Here is a 20,460-nt window from a genome sequence, read left to right as displayed (position 1 = left end):
CACTCCCCCACCTCTCTCACCTGCGGTTCCCTCGACAGCGGGGGCGGCGTCGGCGCGCTTGCCGACCGCCAGACCGTCCCCCTGCCTCTTGGACCCCTGCCTCCCTCGAAAGGAGCGTCCCCCTCATGTGCAAGGTCTTCTTCATCACCGGTGCCGGGCGCGGCCTCGGTGCCGACATCGCCCGCCAGGCACTCGCCGCGGGCCACCGGGTCGTGGCCACCGGCCGCCGGCCCGGGAGCGTCCTCGAAACGCTGGGTGGCGAGCAGGACAACCTGCTGGCCACGGCGCTGGACATCACCGACCCCGACGCCGCACGGAGCGCCGTCCAAGCCGCCGTGGACCGCTTCGGCCGTATCGACGTACTGGTCAACAACGCCGCGAACTTCTACGCCGGCTACTTCGAGGAGATCTCCGACGCGCAGATGCGCCGGCAGATCGAGACGAACCTCTTCGGGCCGATGAACGTGACGCGCGCCGTGCTGCCGGTCATGCGCGCGCAGCGGGACGGGCACATCATCACGATCTCGTCCTTGGCGGGCGCCGTCGGCGTCGAGTTCTGCGTGGCGTACGCGGCGGCGAAGTTCGGGGTCGAGGGCTTCATGGAGTCCCTGCGGCACGACGTCGAGCCGTTCGGCATCCGCACGACGATCGTCGAGCCGGGCTTCTTCCGCACCGAGCTGCTGGTGGACGCCTCCACGACCTGGGCGGAGCTGTCCGTCGACGACTACGCCGAGCGCACCGCCGCCACCAGGAAGATGTGGGAGTCCATGAACGGGCAGCAGCCCGGTGACCCCGCCAAGCTCGCCGCTGCCCTGCTGGCGGTCGCCGACCAGACGCAGCCCCCGCTGCGCTTCGTCGCGGGCGCCGACGCGATCGAGGCCGTCTCGGCGAACGCCAGGGAACTGCTCGCCCAGGCGGACGCGTCGCGCGCGCTGGGCGGGGACCTGGCGCGCGACGATGCTGCCTGAGTGCCGCACCGCTCCCGCGCTGCCCGTCCCCGTCCCCACCCCGCCGTTTCCAACAGCTACCCAAGGAAGAGAACCGTGGAACACCTCACCGACACCCCCACCGCCAAGGCCCCGGCCGAGCGCTTCACCGGCGATGTCTACCTCAACATGATCGAGGCTCCCACCGAGCCGGCCCGGCTGGCCGTGGCACTCGTACGCTTCACCCCCGGCGCCCGCACCAACTGGCACTCCCACGCCCTGGGCCAGGTCCTGCACATCACCGACGGCGTCGGGCTGGTCGGCACGCGTGACGGCGACGTCGTACGCGTACGCGCCGGCGAGACCGTCAAGTGCCCGGCAGGCGAGGAGCATTGGCACGGCGCCACCGACACCAATCTGATGGCGCATCTCGCCCTGGTGGTCGGTGACGGCAAGGGTGACGGCGCCACGTGGCTGGAGCCCGTCACCGACGAGCAGTACGCCGCCGCCCTCGCCGGCACGAAGTGACCGGCCCGGCCCGCGCGCGCCCCGGTGACTCTCTTCAGCGGACCTCGGTGAGGTGTGCGTACACCACGGTGTTCCCCGAGTAGCCGTCCTTCTTGCTGTAGGCGCCACCGCAGGTGATGAGCCGCAGTTCGGCGCGGGCGGCCTGCCGGTACACCTGCGCGCTGGGGAACGCGTCCTTCTCGTACTCCTCGACCGCGTCGACGGTGAATTCAGCGATCCGGCCGTCGTCACGGGTGACGCTCACCCGGGCGTTCTTGTGCAGTGCGCCGAGGCCGTAGAACACGGCGGGACCGGTACGCGTGTCGACGTGCCCGGCGACGACGGCCGTTCCGGTACTGCCGGGCGTGACGCCCGCCTGATCCCACCCGGCGAGGTTCGCCTCCTCGGGTGGCGGGGTCCGCAGCGAATCGTCGGACTCCCGGCCGAGGCCCGTCAGCGGGGCGTCCACGCCGATCTCCGGGATCTCGATCCGGGTGGGCGCGGACGGCGGCAGTGACCTCTCTGCGGGCTTCGCGGCCGCCCCCAGTGCGGCGGTGTCGGCGGCCGCGGGTCGGGGCGGGCCGCCCGTACCACCGTCATCGCTGGTGATCATGCGTACGCCCGCGAGCATGACCACCGCGGCGAGCACGGCGCCCGGCCACCGCGGGCCGCCCCAGGCGGGAGAGGGGTTCGTCATGGCGATGCGAGATCCTCAAGGAGCGTCAGGGCGGGTCAGGGAGGCTCGACGACGGCCAGAACCTGGAACCTCCCTGTGCCGGGACGTCGGGCGGCGGGTCAGTGGTGACCCTCCGGGGTACGGCGGCGCAGCATCACGAAGGCACCCGCAGCGCCTGCCGCGAGCACGGCTGAGCCGGCGGCCAGTCCGGCGGGGCCCGTGCTGCCCTGTCCGCCACCGAGCCCGGCCTCGACGGAACCCCGCACCGCCGGGTCCGTGGAGTCACAGAACCGCTGCGCCGTGGAGGCGGTCATGTTCGCCTCGTCCTCGGCCGCCCGCTTGTCCTCCTGCGAGGCGTGCGGGTCCTCCCTGACCGTGTCGGCGTTGCGCTGCGCGATCTCGGCCTCGTCCAGTGCCTTCTGGCAGCTCGGCGAGACGGCCTGGGCACCGGGGGCGGAGATCACCAGAGCGGCACCGGCAAGCGCGAGACCCGAAAGCATCCGTATGGAACGCATGACCATCCTCCGTGGCAGACACGGCCTCGACGCCCTGGTGCCCCGAGTGACTGCTGTGCGGTAACCGCGCCTGTAGCAGAACGCATGCACCGCACCGCCCGCCTTCTACCACCGACCCGCCGCGATCCCCTCGTCTGGCGCACGCCACGACACCCGTTCGGACCCGCCGGGGTCAGCCTGACCCGGTCTAGCTCGGGGTGTCGTGTGTGACGCCGTTGGGTCGGGTGCGGGCCGTCGTGTCCTGTGGTGTCGGTTCCGTGCGACCTGTGGCCGCCGCGCCCTTCACCGACGGGGCGAAGACCTCCGGGAGTGTCTGGGCTATCGCTTGGGCCGCCGAGGCCGCCGTCACGGGCTTCCGTTCGGTCGGCGCGCCGTTCGGGGCGCCGTCGGGGTTCTGGCGTTCGAAGAAGCGGAGCATTTCGACCGGGAACGGCATGACCAGGGTGCTGTTCTTCTCCGCCGATACGTCCACCACGGTTTGCAGCAGGCGGAGTTGGAGGGCGCCCGGGGTGTCCGCCATGGTTTTCGCCGCGTCGGTCAGCCGCTGCGACGCCTGGAACTCGCCGTCTGCGGCGATGACTCGGGCGCGGCGTTCACGTTCGGCCTCGGCCTGTTTGGACATGGAGCGCATCATCGACTCGGGCAGGGCGATGTCCTTGATCTCGACGCGCTCGATCCGCAGTCCCCAGGGCTCCTCGGTCGGTGCGTCCATCACCGTCTTCAGCTCGGCGTTGACGTGGTCGCGGTCCGACAGCAATGTGTCCAGATCGGCGCGTCCGATGACCGAACGCAGCGATGTCTGGGCGATCTGCGAGACGGCGGAGGGGTAACTGTTCACGTTCACCAGCGCCTTGACCGGGTCGAGCACCCGGAAGTACACCACCGCGTCGACGGTGAGGGTGACGTTGTCCGCGGTGATCGCTCCCTGGGCCGGTACGCCCAGGACCTCGGTCTGTACGGACACCTTCGACATCCGGTCGCCGATCGGCCTGATCCAGCGCAGCCCCGGCCCGCGGATCGCCGGGAGCAGGCGGCCGAACCGGAACACCACTCCGCGCTGGTACTGCTGGACGTTGCGGAGGCTCAGCGCCATTCCCAGCAGGATGATCACCACCACGATGACCACCACGATGATCAAAATACCCATGGTTCTCGCATCCTTGCGGACCGTCGGCCCCGAGCGGAGAGAGAAGCATTCACCACTTCGAGCGTACGCCTCAGACGTGGTACGCGACCGTCGTGACGACGATCTTCGGCAGCGGGCGCAGGGCCCGCTGGAGCCGGTTCGCGGTGCGGCTGTGCAGGACGCGGTGGCGCCGGTACCGGGTCACGATCTCCGGGACGATGATCGTCAGGGTGAGCATCGGCTGCTGCTCGTGCAGCGCCTCGATGTAGTGGACCAGCGGCGCCACCGTCGCCCGGTACGGAGTGACCAGCACCTCCAGCGGCAGGTGGTCGCCCCACACGTTCCAGGACGTCCGGAAGTGCTCCGCCTCCGTCTCGGTCGGGCTGAGATGCAGGGCCAGTACGGGCTGCTGGAGCGACGCGGCGTAGGCGAGGGCGCGCATGCCGGCGAGGTCGAGCGTGGCGATCGGCACGATCGACAGGTTGCGGATCTCCTCGGGGCTCTCCTCGTCCTCCCGCGCGCTCCCGGTGAGCGGCTGCCCCTCCCCATCCCCGTCCCCGTGCGCTTGTCCTTGCGCTTGTCCTTGCGCTACCGGGCGGTCTTCCTGAGCGGCGCCCTCCTGCGACATCGGGACCTCGATCGCCCGCGAGTGCAGCCGCAGCGCCGCGCGGACCGTCTCGTAGTGGTGGTGGATGCGCGTCGTCACTAGCAGGAAGAGGCCCACGGCGAGGATCGCAACCCAGGCGCCCTCGGTGAACTTGGTGATCCCCGCGATGATGAAGACGACGGCGGAGAGCAGGCAGCCGACCCCGTTGAAGAACATGCTCTTGCGCCAGTGCCGGTTCCGCAGCCGCCACCAGTGCCGCACCATGCCCGCCTGGGACAGGGTGAACGCGAGGAACACGCCGACCGCGTACAGCGGGATGAGCGCGCTGGTGTTGCCGCTGAACGCGACGAAGACGACGACGGCCGCCGCCGACAGCAGGGCGATTCCGTTGCTGAAGGCGAGCCGGTCGCCGAGTCGCAGGAACAGCCTGGGCGCGTGTCCGTCGCGGGCCAGCAGGAACAGCACCCGGGGGAAGTCGTTGTACGCCGTGTTCGCTGCCAGCAGCAGCACCGCGGCCGTCGCCGCCTGGATGTAGACGTACATCGGCCCCGAACCGAAGCCGCGGTGCGCGAGCTGCGACAGTACGGTCTCGCTGGAATTGGGCACCACACCGTCCAGGATGATCACGGCCGTGGTGCCTCCGAAGAGGGTGATCAGCAGTCCGACCATCCAGGTCAGCGTGATGCGCGCGTTGCGCCACTCCGTCGGCCGGAAGGCCGGTACGGCGTTGGAGATCGCCTCGATACCGGTCATGGCCGTGGCCCCGGAGGCGAAGGCGCGCATGACCAGCAGCACGCTGACGCCCTCGGTGACGTTGAGGTGCGGCGTGGCGGTGGCGTGGAAGTCGCGCCCCGCGGCGTCGTACAGGCCCACCGCCACCAGCGCGAAGATCGCGGCGATGAAGGCGTAGGTCGGCGCGGCGAACAGCGCGCCCGCCTGGCGCAACCCGCGCAGGTTCCCCACCAGCAGCAGGGCGATGACGCCCGCGCCGATCGGGACGGTGTAGCCGGACAGGGCCGGCAGCGCCGAGGTGATGGCGTCCACGCCCGAGGCGATCGACACCGCGACCGTGAGGATGTAGTCCGTCATGAGTCCTGCGGCGGCCACCAGCCCCGGCACCCGGCCGAGATTGTCGCTCGCCACGATGTACGAGCCGCCGCCGCGCGGGTACGCCCGGATCGTCTGCCGGTACGACAGGCCGACCGCGAGCATCAGGAAGGCGATCGCCCCCGCGATGGGCGCGGTGTACGAGAGCCCGGCCGTCCCGGCGAGGACCAGTACGGCCAGCAGGGCCTCCGGGCCGTACGCGACCGAGGACAGCGCGTCGGCGGACAGCACCGGCAGGGCCACCAGCTTGCGCATGCGCTCGCGCGTGACGGCGGTGCTCTTGAGCGGCGCCCCGATCAGCGCGTGCCGCAGGCGCAGGGCGGCGCGGCCGGTGCCGGCGGACGGCCTCGGGTCGGCCGGGGCTGTCCCGCTGCCCAGCGACGCCAGTCTGACCATGCGGCCGAACCGGTCGGGGCCGATCTCCTCGGGCCGGGGGAAACGGCCGAGGTCCGGGTCGACCGGCAGTGCGCGCCGCTGCTCCTCCGGGCTGCCCGGCATCCGCTCCCAGGCCCGCCCGACCTCGCCCAGCACCCGCAGTTGCTCCTCGTCGAGTCCTGGCAGCATCTCGGCCGGGCTGGGCACCCCGGAGTTGGCCGCGCCGCCACCGCCACCGCCGCCACCGCCGCCGGTTTCACCGTGAGCATCCGTCATGTGACCCAGTGTCACGTATCGGGCGTCGTTCGCCCGCGTCACGCGCTGGAGGCGACCGCTCCGAACCGGCCCGCGATCGGGCGCCCCGGGGCCGCGGACGGCGGACCGGGCACATCGGACGGCCCCTCCCGACCAGGGGGGATCCGGGCAAATCCCGCCCTTGACAGGGTAGTTGGCGCTCGATTTACTTCCGGCAGTGCCGCACCCGACGACATCCGACGATGCCCGAGGTACCGGCACAGAGGTACGCCCAGCCGGTGGTCGGCCCTGGGGAGTGTCCGCGAAGTATCGTCGGCACGACCTGGGTCGCGAGTCCGGACCAAGTCGCCAGGATGGCTCTTCAGCTTCCGAGGCGGGGACGTATCCCCCCATCATCCGGAGCCCGATGATGCGCAACCACCACCGCGTGATCAACCGACGCCGCGGCCTCGCCGCACTCGCCGCCGGCGTGACCGCCACGGCCGCCGCCGTGGCCCTGCCCCTGCTCACTTCCGGCTCGGCCAGTGCGGCGGCCGCCGCGGTCACCCTGCCGCCGGCCCACGCCGGGTTCGACTACCAGCTCGGCGGGGCGTACACCCCGCCGGCCGGGGTGTCCGTGGTCAGCCGCGACCAGGGCGACTCACCCGCCGCGGGGCTGTACAACATCTGCTACATCAACGCCTTCCAGACCCAGGAGGGCGCCGAGGACGAGTGGGACTCCGACCTGCTGCTGCACGACTCCAAGGGGCAGGTCGTCGAGGACGAGGACTGGGGTGAGGCCATTCTCGACATCCGTACGGCGGGCAACCGCGAGCGTATCGCCGCCAAGGTCAACGGCTGGATCGACCAGTGCGCGGCCAAGGGCTTCCAGGCCGTCGAGCCCGACAACTTCGACACCTTCGACCGCTTCCCGTCGTACCTCACCAAGGCCAACGCCGAGGCGTACATCAAGCTGCTGTCGGCCCACGCGCACGCGAAGAACCTCGCCATCGCGCAGAAGAACACCGCCGAGCTGTCCGGCGACCACGCCGCCAACGGCCTGGACTTCGCCGTCGCCGAGGAGTGCGCCGACTGGGACGAGTGCGGCGACTACACCGACGCCTACGGCAGCAACGTCATCGTCATCGAGTACACGGACAAGGGCATGAAGAAGGCGTGCACCGGCTGGGGCAGCCGGCTGAGCATCGTGCAGCGGGACGAGTACGTCGTCCCCAAGGGCACCTCCGGGTACGTGCGCAAGACCTGCTGAGCAGGACCTTCACCGGCGGCGGGGTGCGCGCTTCGGCGTGCACCCCGTCGTGGTGATCAGCACCTTCGGATCAGTCCGCGTCTCCCAGGTGTGGGGGCGGAAAACGTGGGCACAAGCCGTGCGCTTTGGCATTTTCCGAAGGAGAAGGTGATCTCATGTCGGTTTCTCAGTGCCCGGACAAGGCCGCCGATCCGGTAGCGGTCGGCGCACCGCTGCCTACGGGGCTGGAGAACGCGGTCATCCGGCGTCCGTCGAAGCCGATGGCGGCCCCGGCCTCGGTGGTCCCGGCCGCCTCGGTGGTCCCGGCCGCCTCGGTGGTCCCCTCGGCTCCGTCCGGCTCGGCGGCTCCGTCAGCGGCGGTCCCCGCGCCCTCTTCGGCGGCGACGGCCCTGAGATACGACCAGATGCTGGAACGAGTGAGATACGAGGGCATGTACCCGACCCGCGAGCGGGCCGAGGCGACGGTACGCACCGTACTGAGCGTGCTCGGGCAGCAGCTCACCGGTCAGGAGCGGCTCGACCTCGTGACCCGGCTGCCCGCCGAAGCGGCCGGCGCGCTCACGGCCGAGGCCCCCTGCGGCGAAGCCGTCCCGGCGCGGGACCTCGTCAGCCGGATCGCCGCCCGTACCGGCGGAACCAACGCCACCGCGCGCTGGGACGCCGGCACCGTCCTCGTCCAGGTGGCCCGGCTCGTCGGGGACGACGTCCTCGACCGCCTCATCGCCCGGCTGCCCTCCGGCTACGCGCTCCTCTTCGGCCGCGCCGAACTCATACAGCCCGCCTGACAGTTGCCGCTCGGCCCTGCGGCCCGGCCCTGCCGCCCGGCCTGCACCGGACGCCGTCGGCCCCGGCGGAGTTTTGAACCGGGCGCGCGGGGCAACCGGCCGCCATGGACAGAAACGAAGCGGTTGAAGAGGTAGTGGAGACCCAGGGCGAGGAGCACCACGTCGTTCTCGCGGCCGACGCCAACGGCGACGGCAAGACGGACGTCTGGATGACCGACACGACGGGTGACGGGAAGGCCGACCTCTACCAGTTCGACACCACCGGTGACGGAGAAGTCGATGTCACCGTGGTCGAACGGGCCGAGGAGAACGGCGAGGAGCGGGTCGTCGTCGAAGGCGACGGCGGCCACCCGGTGGACGTCTGAGTCGGCTCAGGCCCCGGCGCCGCCGTCGACCTTGAGGATCGCGCCCGTCACGAAGGAGGCGCGATCGCTGAGCAGCCAGGCGGCGGCCTCGGCGATCTCCGCGGGGTCGGCGGCGCGGCGCAGCGGGGTCCGCGCCACGATCCCGTCGACCAGCCCGGGGGTGTGCGTCTCCCAGGTGCGGATCATGTCGGTCAGGGTTCCGCCGGGAGTGATCGCGTTGACGCGGATTCCCTCGGGGCCGTACGTGACGGCGGCCGACTCGGTGAGGCTGTTGACCGCTCGCTTCATCGCGCCGTACGCGGGCAGTGCGGGGTTGCTCCGCAGACTGCCGATGCTGGAATTGTTGACGATCGCACCCGTGCCCGCGGTCGCGCGGATGGCGGCGACCTCCGCCGACATGGCCAGCCACGGGCCCTTGAGGTTCACGGCGTAGAGATGGTCGAAGTCGGACTCCGTCACCTCGTCCACCGGAGCGGGCGGGGTGTTCGTCGCGCCGTTGTTGAAGGCGACGTCGAGCCGGCCGTACAGCTCCACCGCGCGGTCGACCGCGGCCCGCACACTGGCGGGGTCGGCCAGGTCGCACACGACGTAGTCCGCGACGCCGCCCGCCGCCCTGATCTCGTCGGTCACTTCCTTCAGCTCCGCCTCGGTACGGGCGGCGAGCAGCACCCGCGCGCCCTCCTGGGCGAACAGCCGCGCGGCGGCGGCTCCGATCCCCCGGCCGGCGCCCGTGACGAAGGCGACCTTGCCGGCCAGCAGGCCCTGGGCCGAGGCGGCGGGAGCGGAAGTGGTGAGTGTGCTGGGTGTCGTCGGTGTGTTGTCCATGGCATCGAGCCTGCGCCGATCCGCCGATGCCATCCAGGCACCGGCGGTACCTGGATAGATACGCGGCATCTGAGCACACTGGACACGTGGACAGAAAAGAGCTGGCGGCCTTCCTGCGCAGCAGGCGCGAGCGGATCAGCCCCGCCGAGGTGGGACTGCCCGCCGGGCCGCGCCGCCGCACCCCGGGGCTGCGCCGCGAGGAGGCGGCGCAGCTCGCGTACATCTCGAACGAGTACTACACGCGGCTGGAGCAGGCCCGCGGCCCGCGCCCGTCGCGTGAGGTGCTGGCGGGTCTTGCCAGAGCCCTGCGCCTCTCGGACGCCGAGCGCGTCCATCTCCACCACCTCGCGGGCGCGCCGGTGGCCCCGCCGCCCGGACCGCCGCGCGAGGTGCGGCAGAGCATTCTCGATCTGCTGGACAGGCTGCCGCAGTCGGCCGCTTTCGTGACGTCGGCGATGAACGAGGTGATCGCCTGGAACGATCTGGCGGCCGCGCTCATGGAGGACTTCTCGGCCCGGTCGCGGCGCGAGCGCAATCTGGTGCGCCGTACCTTCCTCGGGCCGCACCCGGGAGGACAGCGGTTGTTCGGCGTGTCGGACGCGGACCGGTTCGGCCGCCATGCGGCGCGGGACCTGCGCGCCACCGCCGCCCGCTATCCCGACGATCCCGAGATCGCCGAGTTGGTGGCGGACCTGCTGGCCGGGAGCGAGGAGTTCCGCCGGCTGTGGGAGTCCCACGACGTGAGTGCCGGGCCCACGCTGTCCAAGACGTTCCAGCATCGGGTGGTCGGCCCGGTCACCGTCAACTGCGACGTCCTGGACATCACCGACCGGGACCAGCGGGTCGTGATCTACACCGCCGTCCCGGGGTCGCCGTCGGAGGAGGCGCTGCGGCTGCTGTCGGTCATCGGTACGCAGAACATGGACGTGCGGCAGGGGTGAGCCGACCGGGTCCCCGGTGTCCTGTCGCCGGGAGCCCGGCCCGTAGGGTGCTTGCGTGCTCCCTGTCTCTTCCCGTGCCGCCCTTGTCGTCGCCGTCCTGACCTTGGCTTTCACCACCGCTTGCGGGACGGCGGGGCCCCGGCGGGAACCCGGCGCGGGTGTCCCGACGGGCGTACGGCCACCGCCCGTGAACGCCGCTTTCGACTACCAGCTCGGCGGCGCGTATCCGCCTCCCGCACCGGCCCGGGTCGTCTCCCGCGACCGTGCGGCGCGGCCAGCGAAGGGCCTGTACAGCATCTGCTACGTCAACGCCTTCCAGACGCAGCCCGGTGCGGCGGTCACGTGGTGGCGCAAGCACCACCCTGATCTGCTGCTGAAGGACTCCGACGGCGAACCGGTCGTCGACGAGGACTGGGCCGAGCCCCTGCTCGACATCTCCACAGCGGCCAACCGCGAGGCACTGATGGACATCGTCGGCCCGTGGATCGACGGCTGCGCCGCAGCGCACTTCGACGCGGTGGAGCCGGACAACCTCGATTCCTACGAGCGGTCCGACGGCGAACTCACCCGCGCCGACGCGGCCGCCTTCGCCCGGCTGCTGACCGCCCGCGCGCACCAACGGCAGTTGGCCGTCGCCCAGAAGAACACCGCCGACCTGCTCCCCCAACGCGCGCGCATCGGCTTCGACTTCGCCGTCGTCGAGGAGTGCGCGCACTACGACGAGTGCGCCGAGTTCGGTGCTGCCTACGGCGGCCGGATCTTCGACATCGAGTATGTGGAGAAGGACTTCGCCGCCGCCTGCCGAAAGTGGGGGAAGACGCTCTCCCTCACGCTGCGCGACCGCGACGTACGCCCCGCAGGCAGTGACGGGTACGTCTACCGGTCCTGCTGACCGCCGAGTCCGCCGGTACGGCCAATGCCATGTACCGGCTCGGCGAGGACATGGTCGTACGGATCCCGCTCGTCGCGGGGGGCCGCCGCCGACGTCGAGAAGGAGCACCGCTGGCTGCCGCTGCTCGCACCGCGGCTTCCCGTTCCCATCCCCGCGCCGCTGGGCAAGGGCATGCCCGCCGAGGGCTGCCCCTGGCCCTGGTCGGTCTACCGCTGGCTGGCAGGCGCCAATCCGGTCGTCGCGCGGATCGCCGAGCCCGGCCTGCTGGCCGGGGATCTGGCGGCGTTCGTGGCCGCGTTGCGGCGGACCGAGCTGCCCGACGGGCCGCCCTCGTACCGCAGCGAGCCACTGCCGTCGCGTGACACGGGCACGCGCGGCGCGATCGAGGCGCTGCGGGGGATCGTGGACGGTGCCGCGGCGACCGCAATCTGGACCGCGGCCCTGCGCGGCGCCGCGCGCCCCGGCTCCGCGGTCTGGATCCACGGCGACCTCCAGCCGGGGAATCTGCTGCTCACCCATGACCGGCTCAGCGCCGTGATCGACTTCGGCTGCGTGGGCCTGGGCGATCCCGCCGTCGACCTGATCCCGGCGTGGTACCTGCTCCCGGCCGAGGCGCGCGGGGTCTTTCGCAGCGCGCTGGACGTCGACGACGACGCGTGGGCGCGGGGGCGCGGCTGGGCTCTGTCGATCGCGCTGGACGAGCTGCGCGCCTACCGGGAGACCAACCCGGTCATGGCGGGCATCGCGCGGCATGTCGTGCGGGAAGTCGTCGGCGGTTGACCGATGAGTCCTGGTAGGCCGGGGGGTCTGAACAGCGGGGACGGTCGGGTCCCCGGCTTTCGGACGTCTTCCAGACTTCGCATGAGATGAGGAGTGGTGCGCGATGAGGTTGGTGCTGCAGGAGTTCCTGTCGCTGGACGGTGTCTCCCAGGGGCCCGGGTCCCCCGACGAGGACACCAGCGACGGGTTCACGCGGGGCGGCTGGTTCGTACCGCATCTGGACGAGGCATTCGACCGGCTCACCACAGCCTGGCTCGGCGAGGCGGACGCGTTCCTGTTCGGCCGCCGTACGTACGAGAGCTTCGCCCGGGACTGGCCGCAGATGACCGACCATCCGAACGCCCGCGTGCTGAACGGCTCGCCCAAGTACGTCGCCTCCCGGACCCTGACCGAGGCCGCGGCCACCTGGGACCCGACCACGGTCCTGTCAGGTGACCTCACCGCCCAGGTCGCCGAGCTGAAGCGGCAGCCGGGCCGCGAGCTGCAGATCCACGGCAGCGCCCGGCTCGGCCAGTCGCTGCTGGCCGCAGGGCTGGTCGACGAGGTGCGGCTCGCGGTCGCCCCGGTGGTGGGCAGCGGGCGGCGGCTGTTCCCTGACGGGGGCACCCCGGCCGGGCTGCGGCTGCTGAGCAGCGAGACGACGCCGAGCGGCATCGCGGTGTACGCCTACGAGTGGACGGGACTTCCGGATTACGGGACGTACGGGGGCGCCGCGTAGCCGCGCCGCGGGGTCCTCTTGACCCTCACACCGTGTCAGGCGGTCAACTCGGAGACATCATGTTCACCATCGGAGACTTCGCCCGGCACGGCCGTGTTTCGGTCCGGATGCTGCGTCACTACGACGCGACCGGACTGCTCAGGCCGGCCCTTGTCGACCCCGCCACCGGCTACCGGTACTACACGGCCGCGCAACTGGCCCGCCTCAACCGCGTCATCGCGCTCAAGGATCTCGGCTTCACCCTGCAACAGGTCCGGGAGATCCTGGACGAGAAGGTGAGCACGGAGGAACTGCGTGCCATGCTCCGGCTGCGGCGCACGGAACTGGCCGCGTCCATGACGGCGGCGGCGGCCAGGCTCGGGCAGGTCGAGGCGAGGCTCCGGTCGATCGAGAGCGAGGGGCACATGCCCAGCGACGACGCCGTACTGAAAAGCCTTCCGTCCGTACGGGTGGCCGAACTGACCGGGGTGGCACCGGATTTCGACACCATCGGCCCGGTCATCCGGCCGCTCTACGAGGAGTTGCTGGACCGCCTGTCCGCCGCGGGGATCGCCCCGACAGGCCCGGGTGTCGCGTACTACGAGGACGCCCCCGACGGCGGGATCCTCGTCCATGCCGGTGTCGAGGTCGCGGCGCCTCTGGGGGACGACGACGGGCTGCGGGTCGTGGATCTGCCGCCGGTGGAGCACGCGGCGACCATCGTCCACCGCGGCTCGATGGAGAGCGTCCTGCCGACCGTGCAGACCCTGGCCCGCTGGATCGACGCCAACGGGTACCGCTCGGCGGGCTATCCCCGGGAGATCAACCTGGAGTGCCCGGAGAACCGGGACGACTGGGTGACGGAACTCCAGGAGCCGGTGGTCACCGAGCCGTAGCTGTATCCCGGTCCCGGTTCCGGTTGCAGTCCCGGTTCCAGTCCCGGTCCCAGTCCCGGTCCCGGGAGCACGGCTACGGCACGGCGTCCGTGGCCGTGGCCGTGCTCCCGGCGCGCCCGGCTCAGGTCAGGACGACGAGGTTGCTGAGCGCCGCCATGCCGCCGTCCGCGTCCCGGACCTCGACACGGACGAACCCCGCCTCCGCACCGCCCGTCCGCCACTCGACGGTGCCTGATCCGTCGGCCGGCAGCGCGGCGCGGCGCGCGGTCCCTTCCTCCGTGTGGAAGCTGACCGTGCCGGACGGCACCCCCTGGACGTCCACGCGGCACACGGCCGGCTCGCCCCCGGTCCGCAGCCGATCGCCGACACCGGCGCTGCGACCGCCCGCGAAGACCCTGAACGACAGCTCGACGGCGGCGGAGGCGGCGATCCAGCTACGGCCGGCGCGGATACCGGCGAGGACCGCGCCGGTGCTCAACTCGTCGGCCAGTACGACGGTGTGCGGGATACCGATCTGGCCCGCCAGATGCGTGTCGCTGCTGCCCATCGCCGGGCGCCACCACCCTCGGCGGATGTCCGCCGCCAGGCCCCGGCCCCACTCGGCGAGAGCCGCGTCGTTGTCCGCCTGCCAGGGCGCGTCGGAGTCCCACGGCCCGTTCCACACCTCGACGGCGTCGAAGCCCTCGAACGGGTACATGAACGTGCCCGAGGGGTACGGGGCGTGCGGATGAGCCGCCACGCACAGCCCACCGGCCCGCCGGACCGCCGCCATGTGCCCCTCGACCGCGCCGTCCCCGACGCCGTACCGCCAGTCGACCACCTGCCCCGGGGGAAGTCCGAGCGCGAGCCAGTGCCCGGTCCTGGTGGTGACCTCCTCGCCCAGGATCACCAGCAGATCGCTCCGCCCCCAGGAGCCGTGCGCGTCGGCGGTGTTGTGGTCGGTGGTCGCGAGGAAGTCCAGCCCGGCCGAACGAGCGCCGGCCGTCAGCCTGTCCGGCGTCAGTTCGCCGTCGGAGTGGATCGAATGGACGTGGCAGTCACCTCGGTACCAACCGCGCCCCTGGTTCGACCGACCCGGCGCCGTATCCCCCATCGCGTGAGCGTATCCGCCCGTCGGCCGCCGGCGGTGGTCAGGTCGCCCGCGGTGGTCAGGTCGGTGCCAGTCGCGCCGCCAGGTACGGGGCTGTGAGGCTGCTCTTCGACCGGGCGACCTCGGCGGGGGTGCCGGTGGCGATCACCCGGCCGCCCGCGTCACCGCCAGCCGGGCCCAGGTCGATGACGTGGTCGGCCGTGGCGATGGTGTCCAGGTCGTGCTCGACCAGGACGACGGTGTTGCCCGCGTCGACGAGCCGGTGGAGCTGGCGCAGCAGCAGGGTGATGTCTGCCGGGTGCAGCCCCGCTGTCGGTTCGTCCAGCAGGTAGAGCGCGTGGCCGCGGCGGGCGCGCTGCAATTCGGTGGCCAGTTTGATGCGCTGGGCCTCGCCGCCGCTGAGTTCCGTGGCCGGCTGGCCCAACCGCAGGTAGCCCAGGCCCACTTCGCGTAGCGTCTCCAGGCTCCTGGCGGCGGCCGGGATGTCGGCGAGGAACGTGGCCGCTTCGTCGACGGGCATCGCCAGTACGTCGGCGATGTTCCGCCCGCGGTAGGTGACTTCGAGTGTCTCGGCGTTGTACCGGGCGCCGTGGCAGGTGGGGCAGGGCGCGTACGTCCCCGGCAGGAAGAGCAGTTCGACGGTGACGAACCCTTCGCCCTGGCAGGTCTCGCAGCGGCCTTCGGGGACGTTGAAGGAGAACCGTCCGGCCGTGTATCCGCGCGCCTTCGACTCGTCGGTCGCCGCGTACACCTTGCGCACCGCGTCGAACATCCCTGTGTACGTGGCCAGGTTGGAGCGCGGGGTGCGGCCGATGGGGCGCTGGTCGACCCGGACCAGCCGGTCGAACGAGTCGAGCCCTGTCGCGTCCCGGACGCCGACCGCAGGGTCGGAGCCGTCCGAGCCGCCGGGATCGGCAGGATCGGAGAGGTCGGCGGGGTCTTCGGGCGCCAGTCCGAGGTGACTGCGGACGGCCTCTCCGAGCACCTGCGTGACCAGGGTGGACTTGCCCGAGCCGGACACACCGGTCACCGCCGTCAGCACACCCAGCGGTATGTCGACGGACACGTCCCGCAGATTGTGCCGGGAGACTCCGCGCAGGCTCAGCCACTCCTGTGCCGTCCGGGGGCGGTGGTCGAGCCGCCGCGCCCGTCCGGACAGGTACGCGCCCGTGGCGGACTCCTCGACCTGCTCAAGGCCGGGTACCGGACCGGAGTACAGCACGCTCCCGCCGTCCTCCCCCGCTCCCGGCCCGATGTCGACCACCCAGTCCGCCCGCCGTACGACGTCCATGTCGTGCTCCACGACGAACAGCGAGTTCCCGGCCGCCTTGAGCCGGTCCAGTACGTCCATCAGCGGCTCCGCGTCCGCCGGGTGCAGCCCGGCGGAGGGCTCGTCGAGGACGTAGACGACTCCGAACAGTCCCGAGCGCAGTTGGGTCGCTATCCGCAGCCGCTGCGCCTCGCCGGGCGACAGTGTCGTGGAGCTGCGCCCGAGGCTCAGGTAGCCGAGACCGAGGCCGAGCAGCACGTCGATCCGTGCGACGAGGTCGGCGCAGATCCGTACGGCGACCTCGGTCGCCTCCCCCGACCGGGCGGTCGACGTGGTGGGCGCGGCCTCCGACAGCTCGGCCACCGGCCTCAGCAGTGCCGCGGCTTCCGTGAGCGGTTTGCCGTTGATCTCGGCGATGGAGCAGCCGGCGAAGGTCACGGCAAGCGCCTCCGGCCGCAGGCCGCTGCCGTGGCACACGGGGCAGGGCACGCTCCGGACGAACCGCAGCGCCCGCTCCCGCATCCGTTCGCTCGTGGAGTCGGCGAGGACGTGCATGACGTGCTTGCGGGCGCTCCAGAACGTTCCGTGGTAGCCGTAGTCGATGCGCTCGGGCTCCGGCTCGATGAACACCGACGGCTGTTCGTCGGTGTAGAGCAGCCAGTCCCGGTCCTTCTTGCGGAGTCTGCGCCACGGCCTGTCGATGTCGATGCCGAGACCGCTCACCACACTGCGCAGATTGGCGCCCTGCCAGGCGCCGGGCCAGGCGGCGATCGCGCCGTCCCGGATGCTCAGCGACGGGTCAGGGACGAGCAGGTCCTCGGCGACGTCGTGGATGACTCCGAGTCCGTGGCAGCGCGGGCAGGCGCCGGCCGCGGTGTTGGGCGAGAACGCCTCAGCCTCCAGCCGCTCGGCCCCCTCCGGGTAGGTTCCGGCCCGCGAATACAGCATCCGCAGCAGGTTGGAGAGCGTGGTGAGGGTGCCGACCGTCGAGCGTGAGCTGGGCGCTCCGCGCCGCTGCTGCAATGCCACGGCCGGCGGCAGCCCGCTGATCTCCTGTACGTGGGGTGCGCCGACCTGCTGGAGCAGGCGGCGGGCGTAGGGGGCGACGGATTCGAAGTACCGGCGCTGGGCCTCGGCGTAGAGCGTGCCGAAGGCGAGGGACGACTTGCCGGAACCCGAGACGCCGGTGAAGGCGACCATCGCGTCCCTGGGGACGTCCACGTCGACGTGTTTCAGGTTGTGCTCGGCAGCTCCTCGGACGTGTACGAAGCGGTCCGGCGCCTCGGCCATCGCGACTCCTCCCTGCCCGTAGCCTCCAGCGTGACCCCTGCGGCGCGTTTCGGCATCTGGGCGCGGCAGGCCCGGGAAGGACCGGCGCTTGACTTCGTGCGCACTTCAACACCGAGGCTTCTCCGTATGGCCCGGCGCGAACGACGCCGGGTACGGGAGGGGTGACACGCATGAAGTACCGCACCGTCGGCAGCGATCCGGCGACCCGCCGCGAGGTCAGTGTGCTGAGCCTGGGCTCGATGCTGTTCGGCACCGCGACCGACGAGAAGACGGCGTTCGCCGTCCTCGACCGGTACGTCGAGGCAGGTGGCACGTTCATCGACACGGCCAACTGCTACGCGTACTGGCACCAGGGCAGTCGGGGCGGCGAGAGCGAGACCGTGCTCGGCAACTGGCGGCGCAGCCGTGGGGTGTCCGGGGAGGTCGCGATCGCGACGAAGCTGGGAGCGGCGCCGCTCGCCGAGGGCACCGGTCACGTCGACAACGCCGAGGGCCTGTCCGCCGGGGCGATCCGGGCGGCGGTGGCCGCCAGCAAGGAACGGCTCGGGGTCGACAGACTCGACGTGCTGTACGCGCACATCGAGGACCCGAAGGTCGAACTGGCCGAGACGGTGGGCGCGTTCGGCGCTCTCGTCAACGAGGGGGCAGTCGGTCTGCTCGGCGTCTCCAACCACTGGGCGTGGAAGGTGGACCGGGCCAGGAACATCGCGAAGGCGGCGGGTCTGCCCGGCTTCGAGCTGCTGCAGTACCAGCACAGCTATCTGCGCCACCGCACCGATCTGCCGAGCCAGACGTCGCGGGACGGCGAACCGGGCGCGGTGGAGGGGAACTTGCTGAGTCTGCTGCGCGCCGAGAGCGACGAGCTGGCGCTGGTCGCGTACTCCCCGCTGCTGGGCGGCGCGTATGTCCGCGAGGACAAGCCGCTGCACGCGGGACACGACCACGGGAGCGTCCCCGCGCGGCTCGCGGCCCTGCGCGAGGTGGCGAAGGAGGCGGAGGCGACCGTCAACCAGGTGGTGCTCGCCTGGCTCATCGGCGGGGAGATTCCCGTCGTCCCTCTGGTCGGCGCTTCCACGGTCGCGCAACTGGACGAGAGCCTGGCGGCCGTCGACCTCGAACTCACCCCGGAACAGCGGGAACGGCTCGACTCGGCGCGCTAGGGAGCGTGGGCCGCCTGTCAGACGACCAGCAGGATGGCGTACATCAGGAAGAACGCGGCGAACACCGCTCCGATGATGCCGATGACGACGAGCGGCCACGTGCCCCATCCCCGGGTCAGATCGATGGGGGGTCCCGTCTCCGAGCCGGTGCTGCTCTCGCCCGGTGGTGTCTCACCGGGCGAGACCTTCCGCTCGTCCTGCACACGAGGGGCATCGGGTGTGACGGCACGTGCAGTCGGTGTGACGGCACCACGCGTGAGATCGCTCATCGCCGCCTCCTTCCGTACGGAACAGGGCCGGATGCTCGCACCCACCACGCTACAGGCGTTGTGACGGTGCGGCGATTCGCGGACGGCGCCCCGCCGCACCCGGCGGCGGGCTCACCGCATGATGGCCTTGACCTCCAGGAACTCCTCCAGGCCGTAGCGTCCCATCTCCCGGCCGTTGCCTGACTGCTTGTAGCCGCCGAACGGGGCGAGGAAGTTCATCTCCGCGCCGTTGATGTCCACTTGGCCCGCCCGCAACCGCCGGACGACGGCCGGCTCCGCACGGCCGGCACCCGCCATGACGGCGATCCCGCCGCCGTCGCGCTGGTCGATACGCTGCGGGCGGTGAGCGGGGAGTTCGCCGCACTCTGGGACGAGCATCCGGTGGCGGGCCCGTACTGCGACGCGAAGCAGATCGACCATCCGCGGGCCGGGCTCATCGAACTGCGCGGCGAGCACCTGCTGGACCTGGACCGGTCGCAGTTCCTGACCGTCTTCACCGCCGAGCCGGGCAGCGAAAGCCGGCGGCGACTCGAACGGCTCGCGCTTCTCGGCTGACCCGGCATCCCCTGCGGCGGGTCGGGTACCGGTCAGGTGCTGATGTGCATCTCCTCGTCGGGCGCGGCCTCCGGCGCCGACTGCGCCGCGCGGCGGGCGACGACGACCGTCGCGGCTGCCGCGCTGGCCGTGAAGGCCAGGGCCAGGACGAGCGGGCGGTTCAGCGTGTGGCCGGTGTAGTGGTCCAGCGAGTACCTGCCCGGTCCCGCGAGCCCCAGGCCGGCGGCGACGAAGCCGAGGAACGCCGGGTACTCGTAGCCGCCGGCGTGGGCGAAGAAGCCCGCGGGGGCGTGCACGGAGACCGCTCCCGCCATGGCCCCCGCGGCCGCCGCGCCGGCCGCGGGGGTGCCGAAGCCCAGCGCGAGCAGGGCGCCGCCGCCCAGCTCGCCGAGTCCTGCGGCGAGCGCGCTCGGCCGCCCCGGTGTGAAGCCCAGGCTCTCCATGCTCTTGGCGGTGCCTTCGAGACCGGCACCGCCGAACCAGCCGAACAGCTTCTGCGCGCCGTGTGCGCCGAGCACGCCTCCGGTCCCGAGCCGCAGGGCGAGCAGTCCGAGATCCTTGCGATCAGTCCACAGCATGGTGCGGCCCTTTCCAGAGACACGGGCGAAAACCCCCATGTCCCAGCCTGCCGCCACCCCGCCGTACGCGCACCTGAGAACGGACCGGGCCGGACCGGGCCGGACCGGGCCTCGGCGCTCAGGCCTGGTGGCTGAGGATCGCTTTCGGCATGGTGTGCGTGATCTCGTCGCCGAGACGCTCGAACTCGCGCCGCAGGAAGGGGTCGGCCAGCCGGGCGAGACCCTTGAAGCGGATGGTGGCGAGGTAGGTGATGCGCGTGCCGCCGCCGTCCGGCTCGAACGACAGGTCGTCGGTCGACTCGGCGGTCTTGTTCGTCCCCGAGAACACCAGCCGGTCCGCTTCCTTGCGGACCAGCCGGTAGGTCAGCTCGGTGCGCCTGCCGCGGAACTCGGAGACGTTGTGCCACGTCGACCCCGTGGTCACCGGCCCGGTGGACGCGTCGGTCCGTACGCACTCCTGAGTGCCCGGATCCCACTCCACGGCCCGGGAGAAGTCCGTCAGGTACTCCACCACCGCGTCCACCGGGAGCTGCACCGTGAAGGAACGCCTGACCTCGACCATGATCTACTCCCGAAGAGTCCGTGCCGCCGGCACGACGACACGGCGTCGTATGCCCCTCCCAGCCTTCCGGACACCGGACCGCCCCGCATCCGCGCACCCGTTCGGAACCCACCGTCCCGGTCGTGTTCGGTCCGACGGGTTGACCCGGGCGGCGGGGCGGCC

Annotated in this window: 22 protein-coding genes and 2 pseudogenes; 12 read left to right on the top strand and 12 right to left on the bottom strand. The window is 71.6% G+C overall.

Going from position 1 to position 20,460, the window contains the following annotated elements:
- The first annotated feature begins 125 nt into the window (after positions 1-125).
- A complete protein-coding gene (locus tag ACZ63I_RS20185; protein WP_469340347.1) occupies positions 126-968 on the top strand; it encodes an SDR family oxidoreductase in 843 nt (280 codons plus the stop codon).
- Positions 969-1,043: 75 nt separating this feature from the next.
- Positions 1,044-1,454: a (R)-mandelonitrile lyase gene (locus tag ACZ63I_RS20180; RefSeq protein ID WP_469340346.1), complete on the top strand. Its 411-nt coding sequence runs from the start codon at positions 1,044-1,046 to the stop codon at positions 1,452-1,454.
- A gap of 34 nt (positions 1,455-1,488) precedes the next feature.
- On the opposite strand, the gene ACZ63I_RS20175 is transcribed toward ACZ63I_RS20180, so the two are convergent.
- From ACZ63I_RS20175 to ACZ63I_RS20160, 4 genes are all read right to left on the bottom strand, one after another.
- Entirely contained in the window at positions 1,489-2,130 is a 642-nt protein-coding gene (locus ACZ63I_RS20175; protein ID WP_469340345.1) for a class F sortase, read from the bottom strand.
- 98 nt (positions 2,131-2,228) lie between these two features.
- On the bottom strand, positions 2,229-2,624 hold the full coding sequence (locus ACZ63I_RS20170) for a hypothetical protein (protein ID WP_469340344.1): 396 nt from the start codon (positions 2,622-2,624) through the stop codon (positions 2,229-2,231).
- A gap of 187 nt (positions 2,625-2,811) precedes the next feature.
- The gene (locus ACZ63I_RS20165; protein ID WP_469340343.1) at positions 2,812-3,771 is read right to left on the bottom strand and encodes an SPFH domain-containing protein; all 960 of its coding nucleotides are present in this window, start codon (positions 3,769-3,771) and stop codon (positions 2,812-2,814) included.
- A gap of 70 nt (positions 3,772-3,841) precedes the next feature.
- On the bottom strand, positions 3,842-6,115 hold the full coding sequence (locus ACZ63I_RS20160) for an APC family permease (RefSeq protein ID WP_469340342.1): 2,274 nt from the start codon (positions 6,113-6,115) through the stop codon (positions 3,842-3,844).
- A gap of 388 nt (positions 6,116-6,503) precedes the next feature.
- Here ACZ63I_RS20160 and ACZ63I_RS20155 point away from each other — a divergent pair, with 388 nt between their 5' ends.
- Positions 6,504-7,343 carry an endo alpha-1,4 polygalactosaminidase gene (locus ACZ63I_RS20155; protein ID WP_469340341.1) on the top strand — a complete coding sequence of 280 codons (840 nt, stop codon included), beginning with the start codon at positions 6,504-6,506 and terminating at the stop codon, positions 7,341-7,343.
- A 166-nt stretch (positions 7,344-7,509) separates the two neighbouring features.
- Here the strand turns inward: ACZ63I_RS20155 and ACZ63I_RS20150 are convergent, their stop codons facing one another.
- Positions 7,510-7,776: a hypothetical protein gene (locus tag ACZ63I_RS20150; protein WP_469340340.1), complete on the bottom strand. Its 267-nt coding sequence runs from the start codon at positions 7,774-7,776 to the stop codon at positions 7,510-7,512.
- On the opposite strand from ACZ63I_RS20150, the gene ACZ63I_RS20145 reads away from it, so the two are divergent.
- Complete coding sequence (locus tag ACZ63I_RS20145; protein WP_469340338.1) at positions 7,775-8,128, top strand: DUF2267 domain-containing protein; 354 nt, start codon at positions 7,775-7,777, stop codon at positions 8,126-8,128. The two genes, ACZ63I_RS20150 and ACZ63I_RS20145, sit on opposite strands and share 2 nt — an antisense overlap.
- Positions 8,129-8,232: 104 nt before the next feature.
- Positions 8,233-8,493: a hypothetical protein gene (locus ACZ63I_RS20140; protein ID WP_469340336.1), complete on the top strand. Its 261-nt coding sequence runs from the start codon at positions 8,233-8,235 to the stop codon at positions 8,491-8,493.
- 6 nt (positions 8,494-8,499) lie between these two features.
- Here ACZ63I_RS20140 and ACZ63I_RS20135 read toward each other — a convergent pair whose 3' ends face one another.
- Positions 8,500-9,318, bottom strand: coding sequence for an SDR family NAD(P)-dependent oxidoreductase (locus ACZ63I_RS20135; protein ID WP_469340335.1), 819 nt, complete (start codon positions 9,316-9,318; stop codon positions 8,500-8,502).
- Positions 9,319-9,404: 86 nt separating this feature from the next.
- Between ACZ63I_RS20135 and ACZ63I_RS20130 the strand changes: the two genes are divergently transcribed.
- The 5 genes and pseudogenes from ACZ63I_RS20130 (at position 9,405) to ACZ63I_RS20110 (ending at position 13,524) form a co-directional block, all read left to right on the top strand.
- Positions 9,405-10,259 carry a helix-turn-helix transcriptional regulator gene (locus tag ACZ63I_RS20130; protein WP_469340333.1) on the top strand — a complete coding sequence of 285 codons (855 nt, stop codon included), beginning with the start codon at positions 9,405-9,407 and terminating at the stop codon, positions 10,257-10,259.
- 55 nt (positions 10,260-10,314) lie between these two features.
- The gene (locus tag ACZ63I_RS20125) at positions 10,315-11,151 is read left to right on the top strand and encodes an endo alpha-1,4 polygalactosaminidase (RefSeq protein WP_469340331.1); all 837 of its coding nucleotides are present in this window, start codon (positions 10,315-10,317) and stop codon (positions 11,149-11,151) included.
- An 8-nt stretch (positions 11,152-11,159) separates the two neighbouring features.
- Positions 11,160-11,931: pseudogene (locus tag ACZ63I_RS20120) on the top strand (aminoglycoside phosphotransferase family protein); the annotation flags it as partial.
- A gap of 103 nt (positions 11,932-12,034) precedes the next feature.
- Entirely contained in the window at positions 12,035-12,649 is a 615-nt protein-coding gene (locus ACZ63I_RS20115) for a dihydrofolate reductase family protein (protein ID WP_469340329.1), read from the top strand.
- Between the two features lie 59 nt (positions 12,650-12,708).
- A complete protein-coding gene (locus tag ACZ63I_RS20110) occupies positions 12,709-13,524 on the top strand; it encodes a MerR family transcriptional regulator (protein WP_469340328.1) in 816 nt (271 codons plus the stop codon).
- Positions 13,525-13,645: 121 nt separating this feature from the next.
- On the opposite strand, the gene ACZ63I_RS20105 is transcribed toward ACZ63I_RS20110, so the two are convergent.
- Both ACZ63I_RS20105 and uvrA read right to left on the bottom strand, forming a co-directional pair.
- Positions 13,646-14,617: a CehA/McbA family metallohydrolase gene (locus tag ACZ63I_RS20105; protein WP_469340326.1), complete on the bottom strand. Its 972-nt coding sequence runs from the start codon at positions 14,615-14,617 to the stop codon at positions 13,646-13,648.
- 55 nt (positions 14,618-14,672) lie between these two features.
- A complete protein-coding gene (gene uvrA, locus ACZ63I_RS20100) occupies positions 14,673-17,174 on the bottom strand; it encodes an excinuclease ABC subunit UvrA (protein ID WP_469340324.1) in 2,502 nt (833 codons plus the stop codon).
- A gap of 170 nt (positions 17,175-17,344) precedes the next feature.
- On the opposite strand from uvrA, the gene ACZ63I_RS20095 reads away from it, so the two are divergent.
- The gene (locus ACZ63I_RS20095; RefSeq protein WP_469340323.1) at positions 17,345-18,334 is read left to right on the top strand and encodes an aldo/keto reductase; all 990 of its coding nucleotides are present in this window, start codon (positions 17,345-17,347) and stop codon (positions 18,332-18,334) included.
- Between the two features lie 17 nt (positions 18,335-18,351).
- Here the strand turns inward: ACZ63I_RS20095 and ACZ63I_RS20090 are convergent, their stop codons facing one another.
- Positions 18,352-18,603 (bottom strand): DUF6480 family protein, encoded by a 252-nt coding sequence (locus ACZ63I_RS20090; RefSeq protein WP_469340321.1) that lies wholly within the window; start codon positions 18,601-18,603, stop codon positions 18,352-18,354.
- A gap of 111 nt (positions 18,604-18,714) precedes the next feature.
- A pseudogene (locus ACZ63I_RS20085) lies at positions 18,715-18,873 on the bottom strand (aldehyde dehydrogenase family protein); the annotation flags it as partial.
- Here ACZ63I_RS20085 and ACZ63I_RS20080 point away from each other — a divergent pair.
- Positions 18,844-19,158, top strand: coding sequence for an MmyB family transcriptional regulator (locus ACZ63I_RS20080; RefSeq protein WP_469340320.1), 315 nt, complete (start codon positions 18,844-18,846; stop codon positions 19,156-19,158). The pseudogene ACZ63I_RS20085 and the gene ACZ63I_RS20080 sit on opposite strands and share 30 nt — an antisense overlap.
- A 32-nt stretch (positions 19,159-19,190) precedes the next feature.
- Here the strand turns inward: ACZ63I_RS20080 and ACZ63I_RS20075 are convergent, their stop codons facing one another.
- The gene (locus tag ACZ63I_RS20075) at positions 19,191-19,736 is read right to left on the bottom strand and encodes a DoxX family protein (protein ID WP_469340319.1); all 546 of its coding nucleotides are present in this window, start codon (positions 19,734-19,736) and stop codon (positions 19,191-19,193) included.
- Between the two features lie 118 nt (positions 19,737-19,854).
- On the bottom strand, positions 19,855-20,298 hold the full coding sequence (locus ACZ63I_RS20070; protein ID WP_469340317.1) for an SRPBCC family protein: 444 nt from the start codon (positions 20,296-20,298) through the stop codon (positions 19,855-19,857).
- Positions 20,299-20,460 lie beyond the last annotated feature (162 nt).

Source organism: Streptomyces sp. NPDC087906, assembly GCF_055584925.1.
The sequence above is the reverse complement of the archived record's forward strand: the minus strand, read 5'-3'. Positions and strand labels throughout refer to the sequence as shown.

Excerpts from the sequence above, each read along its gene's own strand:
- ACZ63I_RS20185 (WP_469340347.1), top strand. The coding sequence starts at position 126 with ATGTGCAAGGTCTTCTTCATCACCGGTGCCGGGCGCGGCCTCGGTGCC.
- ACZ63I_RS20175 (WP_469340345.1), bottom strand. The coding sequence starts at position 2,130 with ATGACGAACCCCTCTCCCGCCTGGGGCGGCCCGCGGTGGCCGGGCGCC.
- ACZ63I_RS20170 (WP_469340344.1), bottom strand. The coding sequence starts at position 2,624 with ATGCGTTCCATACGGATGCTTTCGGGTCTCGCGCTTGCCGGTGCCGCT.
- ACZ63I_RS20165 (WP_469340343.1), bottom strand. The coding sequence starts at position 3,771 with ATGGGTATTTTGATCATCGTGGTGGTCATCGTGGTGGTGATCATCCTG.
- ACZ63I_RS20160 (WP_469340342.1), bottom strand. The coding sequence starts at position 6,115 with ATGACGGATGCTCACGGTGAAACCGGCGGCGGTGGCGGCGGTGGCGGT.
- ACZ63I_RS20155 (WP_469340341.1), top strand. The coding sequence starts at position 6,504 with ATGCGCAACCACCACCGCGTGATCAACCGACGCCGCGGCCTCGCCGCA.
- ACZ63I_RS20145 (WP_469340338.1), top strand. The coding sequence starts at position 7,775 with ATGTACCCGACCCGCGAGCGGGCCGAGGCGACGGTACGCACCGTACTG.
- ACZ63I_RS20150 (WP_469340340.1), bottom strand. The coding sequence starts at position 7,776 with ATGCCCTCGTATCTCACTCGTTCCAGCATCTGGTCGTATCTCAGGGCC.
- ACZ63I_RS20140 (WP_469340336.1), top strand. The coding sequence starts at position 8,233 with ATGGACAGAAACGAAGCGGTTGAAGAGGTAGTGGAGACCCAGGGCGAG.
- ACZ63I_RS20135 (WP_469340335.1), bottom strand. The coding sequence starts at position 9,318 with ATGGACAACACACCGACGACACCCAGCACACTCACCACTTCCGCTCCC.
- ACZ63I_RS20115 (WP_469340329.1), top strand. The coding sequence starts at position 12,035 with ATGAGGTTGGTGCTGCAGGAGTTCCTGTCGCTGGACGGTGTCTCCCAG.
- ACZ63I_RS20110 (WP_469340328.1), top strand. The coding sequence starts at position 12,709 with ATGTTCACCATCGGAGACTTCGCCCGGCACGGCCGTGTTTCGGTCCGG.
- ACZ63I_RS20105 (WP_469340326.1), bottom strand. The coding sequence starts at position 14,617 with ATGGGGGATACGGCGCCGGGTCGGTCGAACCAGGGGCGCGGTTGGTAC.
- uvrA (WP_469340324.1), bottom strand. The coding sequence starts at position 17,174 with ATGGCCGAGGCGCCGGACCGCTTCGTACACGTCCGAGGAGCTGCCGAG.
- ACZ63I_RS20095 (WP_469340323.1), top strand. The coding sequence starts at position 17,345 with ATGAAGTACCGCACCGTCGGCAGCGATCCGGCGACCCGCCGCGAGGTC.
- ACZ63I_RS20090 (WP_469340321.1), bottom strand. The coding sequence starts at position 18,603 with ATGAGCGATCTCACGCGTGGTGCCGTCACACCGACTGCACGTGCCGTC.
- ACZ63I_RS20075 (WP_469340319.1), bottom strand. The coding sequence starts at position 19,736 with ATGCTGTGGACTGATCGCAAGGATCTCGGACTGCTCGCCCTGCGGCTC.
- ACZ63I_RS20070 (WP_469340317.1), bottom strand. The coding sequence starts at position 20,298 with ATGGTCGAGGTCAGGCGTTCCTTCACGGTGCAGCTCCCGGTGGACGCG.